Source organism: Microbacterium sp. PRF11 (genome assembly GCF_031844085.1).
Lineage (GTDB): Bacteria > Actinomycetota > Actinomycetes > Actinomycetales > Microbacteriaceae > Microbacterium.
Window position 1 is genome coordinate 171,127 of record NZ_JAUZUP010000001.1, and the last position, 12,082, is coordinate 183,208.

Sequence of the window (12,082 nt, forward strand, 5' to 3'; positions counted from 1 at the left end):
GCCGGGGCACGAGGTCACACAGTAGTCGTGCGCAGGCCGTCGATCCAATTGGCGAGGAGGCGGATGCCGGCTTCGCCCGACTTCTCGGGGTGGAACTGCGTCGCGGACAGCGGCCCGTTCTCGACCGCCGCGAGGAACGGCGCCCCGTAGGTGCACCAGGTCAGCACGGGCTCGGGGAACGGCGGCGTGACCTCGAGTGTCCAGTCCTGCGCCCCGTAGGAGTGCACGAAGTAGAACCGCTCGTCTTCGATCCCCTGGAAGAGGCGGGAACCCTCTCCGGATGCCACGGTGTTCCAGCCCATGTGCGGCAGAACGGGCGCTTCGAGCTCGGCGACGGTCCCCGGCCACTCCCCCAGTCCGGGGGTGTCGGCTCCGCGCTCGATGCCACGCTCGAACATCACCTGCATGCCGACGCAGATTCCGAGCACGGGACGACCGCCCGCGAGTCGGCGATCGATGATCTCCCCACCACGGCTGGCGTTGAGCGCGCCCATGACGGCGTCGAACGCCCCGACTCCCGGCACGAGCAGACCGTCGGCGTCGAGCAGCAGGGCGCGGTCGGACGTGAGGCGCGCGTCCGCGCCGGCCTCGATGAGCGCCTTGACCACCGAGTGGACGTTCCCCGAGCCGTAGTCGAGGACGGCGACGACCGGCTTGCCGGTCACAGCGCGCCCTTCGTGCTCGGGATGCCGTCGACCAGCGGGTCAAGAGCCTTCGCGTGACGGAAAGCACGCGCGAGCGCCTTGTACTCGGCCTCGGCGATGTGGTGCGGGTCGCGTCCACCGAGCACGCGCACGTGCACCGTGAGTCCCGCGTGGATCGAGATCGCCTCGAACGAGTGGCGCACGAGCGACCCGGTGAAGTGGCCGCCGATGAGGTGGTGCTCGAAGCCGGCCGGCTCGCCGGTGTGGACCAGGTACGGACGCCCGCTGATGTCGACGACGGCCTGGGCGAGCGCTTCGTCGAGCGGCACGAGCGCGTCGCCATAGCGGGCGATGCCGGACTTGTCGCCGAGTGCCTGCCGGATCGCCTGGCCGAGCACGATCGAAGTGTCTTCGACGGTGTGGTGGGCGTCGATGTGGGTGTCGCCGGTGGCGCGCACGCGCAGGTCGGTCAGCGAGTGCTTGGCGAAGGCCGTGAGCATGTGGTCGAAGAAGGGCACCGTCGTCTGGATGTCACTGGTTCCGCGACCGTCGAGATCGAGCTCGAGCTCGACACGGGACTCGCTCGTCTCGCGCGTGATCGAAGCGGTGCGGGGCGAGGCGGGGCCGGTCATGACCGCGATCCTACCGAGGCGAGAGCGTCGAGGAACGCGGTGGTCTCGTCGGCGGTGCCGGCGGAGACGCGCAGGTGGTGGGCGATGCCGACGTCGCGGATGAGGACGCCCCGGTCGTACAGCGCCTTCCACGTGGCGGCCGGGTCGTCGACGCCGCCGAAGAGGACGAAATTCGTCCAGGACTCGTGGGCGGTGTACCCGAGCGCCGACACCGTCGCCGAGATGCGGTCGCGCTGCGCGACGATCTCGTCGACCATCTGCAGCATGGTCGGAGCGTGCGAGAGCGCCGCCGTCGCAGCCGCCTGCGTGAGCGCGCTCAGGTGGTACGGCAGGCGCACCAGACGCAGGGCGTCGACGAACGCCGGGTCGGCGGCGAGGTATCCGACGCGGGCGCCGGCGAACGCGAACGCCTTGCTCATCGTGCGTGAGACGACGAGACGGGATCGGCCCGGCAGCAGGGAGACCGCGGACGGCTCGTCGCGCGGGGCGAACTCCTCGTACGCCTCGTCGACGATCACGATGCCGTCGGTGGCCTCGTAGACGGCCTCGATGACGTCGAGACGCATCGGCGTGCCGGTGGGGTTGTTCGGGGCGCACAGGAAGACGATGTCCGGGCGCTTCTCGCGCACCTGGGCAGCTGCGGACTCGGCGCTCAGCGTGAAGTCGTGCTCGCGCTCCCCCGCGATCCACCGGGCGCCGGTGGCGCGCGTGAGGATCGGATACATCGAATACGTCGGGGCGAAGCCCATAGCGGTGCGTCCGGGGCCACCGAAGGCCTGCAGGATGTGCTGCAGCACCTCGTTCGAGCCGTTGGCCGCCCAGATCTGCTCGGGATTGAGCCCGTGACCCAGGTAGCCGGCGAACGCCTCACGCAGACCGGTGAACTCGCGGTCGGGGTAGCGGTTCACGTCGCGCAGCGCCCGAGCAACGGCATCCAAGATGTCGTCGGCGACCTCGGCGGGAACGGGATGCGTGTTCTCGTTCACGTTGAGCGCGACGGGCAGTGCCGCCTGCGGGGCTCCGTACGGGGTCATCCCCCGCAGATCGTCACGAAGAGGGAGGTCGTCGAGGCGTACGGTCACCTCACCCATCGTAGGCGGCGAGGACGGATGACGTGCGCGAGCGGGGGTCTCGCCGCTCAGGCGGCGGGGGCGTATTCGGCGGGGATCGCGATGCGCTGGCCCGCCGACACCGAACCGCCCGGAAGAGCGTTCAGACGGGTGATCTCGGCCACCACGTCGCGCGGGTCGGCCGAGGGGGCGACGTCTTCGGCGATCGACCACAGGGTCTCGCCGCTCATGACGGTGATCTCGGTGAACGACCCCGTCGGGGCCCCGGCGTCTCCGGAGGCGAGCGCGGAGCCACCACCGACGATCGCGACCGCGAGGACGGCGGCGATGGGGAGGGAGACGAGGAACGCCACGACGCGACGACCGCGCGCGGTGATCCGCAGGCGGGTGGACGGGGCGGTGAGGGCGATGCTGCTCATGATGTGCTCCTTGGTGGGGAGAGATTCGCACCCCACCCTCGGCCGGGAGGGTGGTGGTGCGAATCTGTATTCCGAATCTATATTCGAACCTGATCGGGTGTCAAGAGCCCGTATATCGGAGACGAATCGAACGCGACACGCGTGCAGCTCCGTGCCATTCGGGTCGTCGACCGGATACGGTTTCGACACGGAGACCTCATCACCAACCTCCGACATTCGAATTTCCGCCGCGATTCCCGCGGCGCGAGGGGAGCCCAGATGACCGACGCGACGACCGCCGCCGGCCGCGAACGACCGCAGACCCGCCGGCGGAAGAACCTCAGCGACAAGCAGTTGGCCATACTCGAGGTCATCCAGCGGTCCATCGCGCGGCACGGTTATCCGCCGAGCATGCGCGAGATCGGCGATGCGGTTGGGCTGAAGTCGCTCTCGAGCGTCACGCACCAGCTGAACCAGCTGGAGCTCAGCGGCTACCTCCGCCGCGACCCCGGCAAGACGCGCGCGATGGAGGTGCTGATCGACCTTCCCGGCGCCGCGGCCGAGAATCCCGCCGATGCCGCCCCCGCCCTGGGCGATGCCGCCCTGGTGCCCCTCGTCGGCCGGATCGCCGCGGGCGTGCCCATCACCGCCGATCAGCAGGTCGAGGAGATCTTCCCCCTCCCCCGTCAGCTGGTCGGCAAGGGCGAGCTGTTCATGCTGAAGGTCTCGGGCGACTCGATGATCGACGCCGCCATCTGCGACGGGGACTGGGTCGTCGTCCGCTCTCAGGCCACCGCCGAGAATGGCGAGATCGTCGCCGCGATGCTCGACGGCGAGGCGACGGTCAAGACGTTCCGCCGCCGCGACGGCCACACCTGGCTGCTCCCCCGCAACAGCGCCTTCGAGCCGATCCTCGGCGACGAGGCCGTCGTGCTCGGCCGCGTCGTGGCGGTCCTGCGCACCGTCTGATCAGATCACCGAGGGCCGGTTGTCCGCTCGCGCGGCGGCATCCGGCTCTCCTCGCGTCACGGACCTCGCCCCGCGCCGGAACCGGGAACCTGCACCGGAATCGGAGCGAGGAGGCCGCGCCATCCCATCCCGCGCGCGTTACCCGATTCTGAGGCGCCTCAGGCACGGCCGCCGAATGGGTGTCGGAGGGTCTGCCTAGGCTGGGCTCATGGCTGACACCCTCCCCTACGGTTCCTGGCCCTCGCCCATCACGCCCGAGTCCGTCGCGCAGGCGTCGCCGCGCGTCGACGGGGCCCGACTCGTGGGCGGCGAGATCTGGTGGGGCGAGTCCGTCCCGCACGAGGCGGGCCGCGTCGCGGTGAAGCGGCGTCGGGCCGACGGCTCCGTCGAGACGGTGCTGCCCGCCCCCGCCAACGCGCGCTCCGCCGTGCACGAGTACGGCGGCGGCGCCTGGACGGCGTCCGACGACGGCGAGCTGTACTACGTCGAGAAGACCGACCAGCGCGTCTACGCGCTCCGTCCGGGTGAGAGCGCGCGCCCCCTCACGCCCGCCGACGACGCCGTGCGGCACGGCGGCCTGCGTTGGGAGAACGGCGTCCTGCTCGCGGTCCGTGAGACCCACGGTTCCTCCCGCGTGCCCCACCGCTCGATCGTCCGCATCCCTCTCGACGGCCCGGTCGAGGTGCTCGCGGAGGGCAGCGATTTCCTCGCGCAACCCGCCCTCTCCCCCGACGGCCGCCGGCTGGCCTGGATCGCGTGGAACCACCCGGACATGCCGTGGGACGCCACGATCCTGCGCGTCGCCGACCTCGAGAGCGGAGCCGTGCACGATCTCGCCGGCGGCGATCGGCGCGCTCCCCTGCAACCCGTGTGGGTCGCCGACGACGAACTCCTCTACGCCGACGACCCCGAGGGACGCTGGAACCTCTTCCGCCACCCGCTCTCCGGCGGTCCGCAACCCCTCGCTCCCACCGACGCCGACACGGGCGGCGGACTGTGGGTCCTCGGGACGCGGTGGTTCGCCGCGGCACCCGACGGCCGCGTGGTCGCGGTCCGCACGAACGGGGCCGACGAGATCGTCGAGATCGCGCCCAGCGGGGTGAGGCCCATCGACGTGCCCATCGTGGCGGGGGCCGCGGTCGACGACGTCTCGGGGTCGCGCGTACTGCTCTCGGGCTCCGACGCCGGTGGCCGCTCGGGCCTGTGGGTGGTCGACCTCGACTCCGGCGCGGTCGAGCTCGTCACCGGAGGTGCCAGCTCCTGGCCCGACGAATGGATGCCGCGCGCCCGCGCGCTCACGACCGAGGGGCCGCACGGCCCGGTGCATGCCTTCGCCTACGCACCCACCAACCCCGACGCCGCCCCGATAGCGGGAGAGCGGCCGCCCTACGTGGTTCTAGTGCACGGCGGACCCACCTCGCACGTCGGGCCGGCTCCGTCGGCCAGGACCGCCTTCTTCACCAGCCGCGGTATCGGCGTGCTCGACGTCAACTACGGCGGCTCCACGGGCTACGGCCGAACGTACCGCGACCGCCTCAAAGGGCAATGGGGCGTGGTCGACGTCGACGACGTCGCCGCAGCGGCATCCGCCCTCGCCGAGGCGGGGCTCGCCGACCCGCAGCGCCTCGCCGTCGCGGGCGGCTCGGCCGGGGGCTGGACAGTGCTCGCCGCCGTCACCCGCACCGACGTCTTCTCGGCCGGCATCTCGCGCTACGGCGTCGGCGATGCTCGCGCCCTGGCCGAAGACACCCACGACTTCGAGGCGCGGTACCTCGACGGCCTCATCGGCCCGCTGCCCGAGGCCGAGGCGGTCTACCTCGAGCGCTCGCCCCTGGGCCGTCCCGAGCTCTTCCGCGTTCCTCTGCTCATCCTGCAGGGGTCGGAGGACCGGGTCGTTCCCCCGTCGCAGGCCGAAGCCATCCGCGACGCCCTCGCCGCTCATGGCGTCCCCCACGCCTACGTGCTCTACGAGGGCGAGGGTCACGGGTTCCGTCGGTCCGAGACGGTGATCGACTCCCTCGAACGCGAACTCGGTTTCCTCGGCGCGGTGTTCGGCTTCGAGACCCCCGGCGTTCCCCCTCTCGACGTGGAGACCGGCACAGACTGAGGGTTATCGCCGCACGCACGAAGGCCCCGGCGACGCGCTGTCGTCGATGCCTTCGTGAGGCGGTCAGGCTGTGAACGGCGAGAGGTCCGCCGCCAGGCGCGCGCTCACGTGCGCGTGCAGGAACGTCCCGTTCTCGCGGTGCTCCTGAGCGACGATGAGTCCGCTCTCGTGCACCGCCGAGACGAGATCGCCGCGATCGTAGGGCACGACCGCCTGCACCTCGACGGCCGGCAGCGGCAGTGCGTCCTCGATCGCCGCCCGCAGCTCCTCGATGCCCTCGCCGGTTCGGGACGAGGCGAAGATCGCTTTGGGCGCGAGCCCGCGCAGAACCAGCCGGTCGTCCTCGGACACGAGGTCGGCCTTGTTGAAGACGACGATCTCCTGACCGAAGTTCGCGTCCACGTCGCCCATCACGTCGCGCACGGTCATGAGCTGAGCCGCCGGGTCGGGATGCGAGGCGTCGACGACGTGCAGGATGACGTCAGCGTCCCCGACCTCCTCGAGCGTCGAGCGGAACGCCTCCACCAGCTGATGCGGCAGGTTGCGGACGAAGCCGACGGTGTCGGTGAGCGTGTACACGCGGCCGTCGCTGGTCTCGGAGCGGCGGACGGTGGCATCCAGGGTCGCGAACAGGGCGTTCTCGACGAGGACGCCCGCGCTGGTCAGGCGGTTGAGCAGGCTCGACTTGCCGGCGTTGGTGTATCCGGCGATCGCCACGGAGGGGATCGTGTGACGCTTGCGCTCGGCACGCTTCGCCTCGCGCGCGGGCGCGAAGTCGCGCAGCTGCTTGCGCAGCAGGGCCATCTTGGTGCGGATGCGACGACGGTCCAGCTCGATCTTGGTCTCACCGGGACCGCGCGACCCCATACCGGCACCACCGGCACCGACCTGTCCACCGGCCTGACGCGACATCGAGTCACCCCAACCGCGCAGACGCGGAAGCAGGTACTCGAGCTGCGCGAGCTCGACCTGCGCCTTGCCCTCTCGGCTCTTGGCGTGCTGGCTGAAGATGTCGAGGATCACCGTGGTGCGGTCGATCACCTTGACCTTGACGACGTCTTCCAGCGCGCGCCGCTGGCTGGGCGCGAGCTCGGTGTCGGCGATGACGGTGTCGGCGCCGACCGCGGCGACGATGTCGCGCAGCTCGGCCGCTTTCCCGCGCCCGACGTAGGTCGCCGGATCGGGGTGGGGCCGGCGCTGCAGCACGCCGTCGAGCACGACCGCACCGGCCGTCTCGGCGAGGGCGGAGAGTTCGCGCAGCGAGTTCTCGGCATCCGTCTGCTCGCCCTGCGGGTGCACGCCGACGAGGACGACGTTCTCGAGGCGCAGCTGGCGGTACTCGACCTCGGTGACGTCCTCGAGTTCGGTGGAGAGTCCGGCGACGCGGCGCAGCGCCGCGCGCTCCTCACGGTCCCACTGATCGCCGTCGGTGTCTCCGCCGTAGGCCGTGGTGGCGTCCTGGAGTGCCTGTGCTGCACCGAAGACCCGGACCCCGCGGTGCGCTTCGGCGCGCGAGAGCACACGGTCCACCGGGTCGACGGCGGGCGCTTCGGTGCTCGGGGGTGTGGTCTGTTCGGTCATGTGTTCCTTTCGTCCGCGGGTGTCCCCGCGTGTTCTGGCACTTTATCCGCCCGGGCGGGCGGGGGGCCGGTCGGATATCCTGGCCTGATGGGCAGCGAGCACTATTTCAGCGCGTCGCCGTCGAGTCCCGAGCAGCTGCGCCGCATCCGTGTGACGCTGGCCGGCCGGGATCTCGAGGTGGTCACGGCGGGCGGTGTCTTCAGTCCCGATCATGTGGATGCCGGGACCTCGGTGCTGCTGGCCAACACGCCTCCCCCGCCCGCCGGTGGGAACTTCCTCGACCTGGGGTCCGGGTGGGGTCCGATCTCTCTGTCGCTGGCGCTCGCGTCACCGCACGCGACCGTGTGGGCGGTCGACGTCAACGAACGTGCTCTCGATCTCGTGAGGCGCAATGCCGAATCCCTCGGCCTCGAGAACATCAACGCCGTCCGGCCCGAAGATGTTCCCGACGACGTCTCGTTCCGCACCATCCGCTCCAACCCGCCGATCCGGGTGGGCAAGAACGAGCTGCACGGCATGTTGCAGCACTGGATCCCCCGCATGACGGAGCGCTCCGACGGCTGGTTCGTCGTGCAGCGCAACCTCGGCTCCGATTCGCTGCAGCGCTGGCTCGCCGCCACCTTCGCCGACGGTTACGGGGTGCAGCGAGCCGCGACCGGACGCGGCTTCCGCGTGCTGCGGGTGCGTCGCCACGGATCCCCGCCGAGCGAGCCCATCGACGTCGTGGCCTGAGCAGCGCGCCACGCCCCGACCCGGTGGCGGCGAGGACACACGTTCCGCTCGAGCGCACACGATCGTGCATCATCGGTTCGCGTGCGCTCGCGCCGATCGTGTGATCTTGAGCGCCCGACGACGTGGCCCGGGCCTCAGGCGAGCGCGACCTCGCCCGTGAAGACGAGCGACGCCGGACCCGACAGGTACACGCGTCCGTCCGACACGCGCACGCCGAGCGTGCCGCCGGGAGTGTCGACCACCCAGTGATCGGGAGCGGCCGCCCCGGCCCAGTGGCGGACGGCCAGAGCCGCGGCCGCCACGCCCGTGCCGCAGCTCAGGGTCTCGCCCACGCCGCGTTCGAAGACACGCAGACGGATCGCCCCGACGCCGTCGCGCACCAGCGGGTCGGCCGGCACCACGAACTCCACGTTGGCACCGTGCCGGGGCGCCGGGTCGAGGACCGGCTGGTAGGCGAGATCCAGCCCGTCGAGCTCGGCGTCGGACGACAGGGCCACCACGACGTGGGGGTTGCCGACGTCGATGCCGACGCCGGGTCGCGCGACGGGCAGCCCCTTCGCGCGGACGAGGGTCTCGTCGGCATCCACCGCGAACACCCCCAGGTCGACCTCGAATCCGCGGTCGCTGCGCGTGAGCGTCTTGATCCCGGCGCGGGTGCCGATGCGCAACCCGTCGTCGATCGAGGCGAGACCGGTGTCGCTGAGGTACCGGGCGAACACGCGCGTGCCGTTCCCGCACATCTCGGCCTTCGAGCCGTCGGCGTTGCGGTAGTCCATGAACCACTCGGCCCCGTCGGCGGCCGCCGACGCCCCTTCGGCGAGCGCGCTCGAGCGCACCACCCGCAGCAGCCCGTCGGCGCCGATACCGAAATGGCGGTCGCAGAGCGCGGCCACCTGCGCGTCGGAGAGGTCGAGGTCGCCGTCGGGGTCGGCCACCACCACGAAGTCGTTGCCGGTTCCGTGGCCCTTGGTGAACGGGAGAGTCGCCATCGCTCCAGTCTACGGAGCGGGCGGAGGCGGTCCTCCCGGGCCGTCCACCACGATGCGCCGGCCGGTCGCCCACGTGTCGAACGGTTCGTACCCGAGGGCGTCGTAGAACCCGCGGGCGGCGAGGTTGTCGGGTCTGACCATCAGCTGCACCTTGGGACACCCCATCTGCTCGAGCAGCCGCTCCGCCTCCGCGACGAGCGCGCGCCCGATCCCCCGTCCGCGGTGCGAGTCAGCCGCCGCCAGGTAGTACAGCCAGCCGCGGTGACCGTCGTATCCGGCCATGACACTGCCCACGACGCGGTCGGCTTCGGCGGCCACGAGGAACAGCTCGGGCTGCACGCGCAGTTTGCGGTGGATATCGGCTCGCGGATCGTTCCACGGACGGGTGAGGCCCGCTTCCTCCCACAGGGCGACGACGGCGTCCTCGTCGGCGGGGTCGAAAGCCCGGATCGTCCAGGTCACGCCGCGCCTCCGGCGAGGGAGGCGAGCTGTGCGGCGTCCGTCGTCCGAGCGTCGAGCCACTCGGCTTCGTCGTAGCGGCGGAACCACGACACCTGCCGACGCGCGTAGCGCCGGGTCAACGCCTGGGTCTCGGCCACCGCCTCGTCGCGCGTCAGCTCGCCGCGCAGCTGCGCGAGCGCTTGCGCGTAGCCGATCGCCCGTCCGGCGGTGACGCCTCGCTCGAGACCCGCAGAGCGAAGGCCCTCGACCTCGTCGACGAGACCGTCGGCCCACATGCGGTCCACGCGCGCGTCCAGGAGGGGGACCAAATCATCGCGCGGCACGGACGTGGCGAGGATACGCGTGGACGGATGCCAGAGCTCGGGCGCCGACGGGAGTGCACCCCCGTGCGTCCGCTCCCCCTGCGTGAGCACCTCGAGCGCGCGCACGACGCGACGACCGTTGCGCGGGTCGATGCGTTCGGCCGCCGCGGGGTCGGCCTCGCGCAGACGGGCGAACAGCGCTCCCGGACCGTGCTCTTCGAGCTCGGTTTCGAGACGCGCGCGCAGCTGTGCGTCGCGCGGCGGGAAGCGGAAGTCCCACAGCACGCTCGAGACGTACAACCCCGAACCGCCGACGAGAATCGCGTCCGCGCCTCGGCCGTGGATGTCGCGGACGGCGGCGCGGGCGGCATCCTGATACCAGGCCACCGCGGCCTCGTCGGTCACCTCCAGCGCATCGAAGAGGTGATGGGGGATGCCGCGCCGTTCAGCGCTCGGCAGCTTGGCGGTGCCGATGTCCATGCCGCTGTACAGCTGCATGGCGTCGGCGTTGACGATCTCGGCGGGGCGACCGCGCGCGGCGAGCGTCTCGGCGAGGTCGAGCGACAGCCCCGTCTTGCCGGTGCCGGTGGCGCCGACGACGGCCCAGAGGACCGGCGCGGTCACACGCCGACGCGCAGCGTGGGCAGCCCGAGAGACACCGCGCGCGGCGCACCCGCCCCGCCCGCGGGGGCGGGGACACCGCAGGACTCGGCCTGCGATCGGTCCCACGCGTCGCCGGCGCGGGTGCGACGGATGCGCAACGGTGCACCGTCGACCGCATCGGCGAGCAGGTGGAAGGGCGCGGCATGCGTGACGGTCACCGACACGACGTCGCCCGGGCGCGGGACGGCCGACCCCGCGGGCAGCTCGAAGTGCACGAGGCGGTTGTCTTCGGCGCGGCCGGTGAGGCGGTGGGTCGCCGTGTCTTTCTTACCCTCTCCGGCGGACACGAGCACCTCGAGGGTGCGCCCGAGCTGCTTCTGGTTCTCTTCGGCCGAGATGCGGTCCTGCAGCGCGACGAGACGCTCGAAGCGCTCCTGGACGACGGCCTTCGGGACCTGGTCGGGCATGGTCGCCGCGGGGGTCCCCTCGCGGATGGAGTACTGGAAGGTGAACGCGCTCGAGAACCGCGAGGCCTCGACCACGCGGAGGGTCTCTTGGAAGTCCTCCTCGGTCTCGCCGGGGAAGCCCACGATGATGTCGGTCGTGATCGCCGCGTGCGGGATGCGCTCGCGCACGCGATCCAGGATGCCGAGGAACTTCTCGCTCCGGTACGACCGGCGCATGGCCTTGAGAATGCGGTCGGAGCCGGACTGCAGCGGCATGTGGAGCTGCGGCATGACCGCCGGGGTCTCCGCCATCGCCGCGATGACGTCATCAGTGAAGGCGGCCGGGTGGGGGCTCGTGAAGCGGATGCGCTCGAGTCCCTCGATCTCTCCCGCGGCGCGCAGCAGCTTGCCGAACGCCAGGCGGTCGCCGAACTCGACGCCGTAGGAGTTGACGTTCTGACCGAGCAGGGTGACCTCGATCGCCCCGTCGTCGACGAGCAGGCGGATCTCGTTCAGGATGTCGCCGGGACGACGGTCCTTCTCTTTGCCGCGGAGGCTCGGGACGATGCAGAAGGTGCAGGTGTTGTTGCAGCCGACCGAGATCGACACCCACCCGCTGTGCACGGAGTCGCGTTTGGTCGGGAGCGTCGAGGGGAAGATCTCGAGCGACTCGAGGATCTCGAGTTCGGCCTCGCCGTTGTGGCGCGCGCGCTCGAGCATGCCGGGGAGCGAGCCCATGTTGTGCGTTCCGAACACGACGTCGACCCACGGAGCCTTCTGCTGCACCGCGTCTTTGTCCATCTGCGCGAGGCAGCCACCCACGGCGATCTGCATGCCCTCGTGCGCGTCTTTGCGCGACTTGAGGTGTCCGAGAGTGCCGTACAGCTTGCCGGCGGCGTTGTCGCGCACGGCGCACGTGTTGATGACGACGACGTCGGCCTCGATGCCCGCCTCGGCGCGGATGTAGCCGGCGCTCTCGAGCGAACCGGACAGACGCTCCGAGTCGTGCACGTTCATCTGACATCCGAACGTGCGGACTTCGTACGTACGCGGGCCGTTCTCGCTCTGCGCGGCGGCGGAGGGAGCGATCAGCGTCGGGGTCGAAACGGGGGTGGTCATGATGCGAGCAAGTCTAAACGTCGGGCTC

The 12,082-nt window shown here is 71.1% G+C and carries 12 protein-coding genes; 3 read left to right on the forward strand and 9 right to left on the reverse strand.

Translation table 11 applies throughout. The annotated features are described in order from the left end of the window. Positions 1–14 precede the first annotated feature (14 nt). Genes hisH through Q9R20_RS00915 form a run of 4 tightly spaced genes read right to left on the reverse strand, consistent with a single transcriptional unit; the run spans position 15 to position 2,765 of the window. Positions 15–665 (reverse strand): imidazole glycerol phosphate synthase subunit HisH, encoded by a 651-nt coding sequence (gene hisH, locus Q9R20_RS00900; protein ID WP_311247576.1) that lies wholly within the window; start codon positions 663–665, stop codon positions 15–17. Continuing rightward, positions 662–1,276: an imidazoleglycerol-phosphate dehydratase HisB gene (gene hisB / locus Q9R20_RS00905; RefSeq protein ID WP_311247577.1), complete on the reverse strand. Its 615-nt coding sequence runs from the start codon at positions 1,274–1,276 to the stop codon at positions 662–664. Before hisB ends, hisH begins: the two co-directional genes overlap by 4 nt. Continuing rightward, positions 1,273–2,367, reverse strand: coding sequence for a histidinol-phosphate transaminase (locus tag Q9R20_RS00910; RefSeq protein ID WP_311247578.1), 1,095 nt, complete (start codon positions 2,365–2,367; stop codon positions 1,273–1,275). The genes hisB and Q9R20_RS00910 overlap by 4 nt, the downstream gene beginning before the upstream one ends. A 47-nt stretch (positions 2,368–2,414) precedes the next feature. Beyond that, positions 2,415–2,765, reverse strand: a complete 351-nt coding sequence (locus Q9R20_RS00915; RefSeq protein ID WP_311247579.1) for a LysM peptidoglycan-binding domain-containing protein — start codon at positions 2,763–2,765, stop codon at positions 2,415–2,417. Between the two features lie 258 nt (positions 2,766–3,023). Between Q9R20_RS00915 and lexA the strand changes: the two genes are divergently transcribed. Beyond that, positions 3,024–3,713 (forward strand): transcriptional repressor LexA, encoded by a 690-nt coding sequence (gene lexA / locus Q9R20_RS00920; protein WP_311247580.1) that lies wholly within the window; start codon positions 3,024–3,026, stop codon positions 3,711–3,713. Positions 3,714–3,921: 208 nt separating this feature from the next. Next, positions 3,922–5,820, forward strand: a complete 1,899-nt coding sequence (locus Q9R20_RS00925; protein WP_311247581.1) for a prolyl oligopeptidase family serine peptidase — start codon at positions 3,922–3,924, stop codon at positions 5,818–5,820. A gap of 63 nt (positions 5,821–5,883) precedes the next feature. On the opposite strand, the gene hflX is transcribed toward Q9R20_RS00925, so the two are convergent. After that, positions 5,884–7,401, reverse strand: coding sequence for a GTPase HflX (gene hflX / locus Q9R20_RS00930; RefSeq protein ID WP_311247582.1), 1,518 nt, complete (start codon positions 7,399–7,401; stop codon positions 5,884–5,886). 87 nt (positions 7,402–7,488) lie between these two features. On the opposite strand from hflX, the gene Q9R20_RS00935 reads away from it, so the two are divergent. After that, complete coding sequence (locus Q9R20_RS00935) at positions 7,489–8,133, forward strand: methyltransferase (protein ID WP_311247583.1); 645 nt, start codon at positions 7,489–7,491, stop codon at positions 8,131–8,133. A gap of 134 nt (positions 8,134–8,267) precedes the next feature. On the opposite strand, the gene dapF is transcribed toward Q9R20_RS00935, so the two are convergent. The 4 genes from dapF to miaB are packed head-to-tail and all read right to left on the reverse strand — an operon-like array spanning position 8,268 to position 12,054. Next, entirely contained in the window at positions 8,268–9,122 is an 855-nt protein-coding gene (gene dapF / locus Q9R20_RS00940; RefSeq protein WP_311247584.1) for a diaminopimelate epimerase, read from the reverse strand. Positions 9,123–9,131: 9 nt separating this feature from the next. Further along, on the reverse strand, positions 9,132–9,584 hold the full coding sequence (locus tag Q9R20_RS00945) for a GNAT family acetyltransferase (RefSeq protein WP_311247585.1): 453 nt from the start codon (positions 9,582–9,584) through the stop codon (positions 9,132–9,134). Further along, the gene (miaA, locus tag Q9R20_RS00950) at positions 9,581–10,510 is read right to left on the reverse strand and encodes a tRNA (adenosine(37)-N6)-dimethylallyltransferase MiaA (RefSeq protein WP_311247586.1); all 930 of its coding nucleotides are present in this window, start codon (positions 10,508–10,510) and stop codon (positions 9,581–9,583) included. Before miaA ends, Q9R20_RS00945 begins: the two co-directional genes overlap by 4 nt. After that, positions 10,507–12,054 carry a tRNA (N6-isopentenyl adenosine(37)-C2)-methylthiotransferase MiaB gene (gene miaB, locus Q9R20_RS00955; protein ID WP_311247587.1) on the reverse strand — a complete coding sequence of 516 codons (1,548 nt, stop codon included), beginning with the start codon at positions 12,052–12,054 and terminating at the stop codon, positions 10,507–10,509. The genes miaA and miaB overlap by 4 nt, the downstream gene beginning before the upstream one ends. Positions 12,055–12,082 lie beyond the last annotated feature (28 nt).

Bases quoted from the DNA above. Each gene is read 5' to 3' on its own strand.
- hisB (WP_311247577.1), bottom strand. From the start codon at position 1,276: ATGACCGGCCCCGCCTCGCCCCGCACCGCTTCGATCACGCGCGAGACG.
- Q9R20_RS00910 (WP_311247578.1), bottom strand. From the start codon at position 2,367: ATGGGTGAGGTGACCGTACGCCTCGACGACCTCCCTCTTCGTGACGAT.
- Q9R20_RS00915 (WP_311247579.1), bottom strand. From the start codon at position 2,765: ATGAGCAGCATCGCCCTCACCGCCCCGTCCACCCGCCTGCGGATCACC.
- lexA (WP_311247580.1), top strand. From the start codon at position 3,024: ATGACCGACGCGACGACCGCCGCCGGCCGCGAACGACCGCAGACCCGC.
- Q9R20_RS00925 (WP_311247581.1), top strand. From the start codon at position 3,922: ATGGCTGACACCCTCCCCTACGGTTCCTGGCCCTCGCCCATCACGCCC.
- hflX (WP_311247582.1), bottom strand. From the start codon at position 7,401: ATGACCGAACAGACCACACCCCCGAGCACCGAAGCGCCCGCCGTCGAC.
- Q9R20_RS00935 (WP_311247583.1), top strand. From the start codon at position 7,489: ATGGGCAGCGAGCACTATTTCAGCGCGTCGCCGTCGAGTCCCGAGCAG.
- dapF (WP_311247584.1), bottom strand. From the start codon at position 9,122: ATGGCGACTCTCCCGTTCACCAAGGGCCACGGAACCGGCAACGACTTC.
- miaB (WP_311247587.1), bottom strand. From the start codon at position 12,054: ATGACCACCCCCGTTTCGACCCCGACGCTGATCGCTCCCTCCGCCGCC.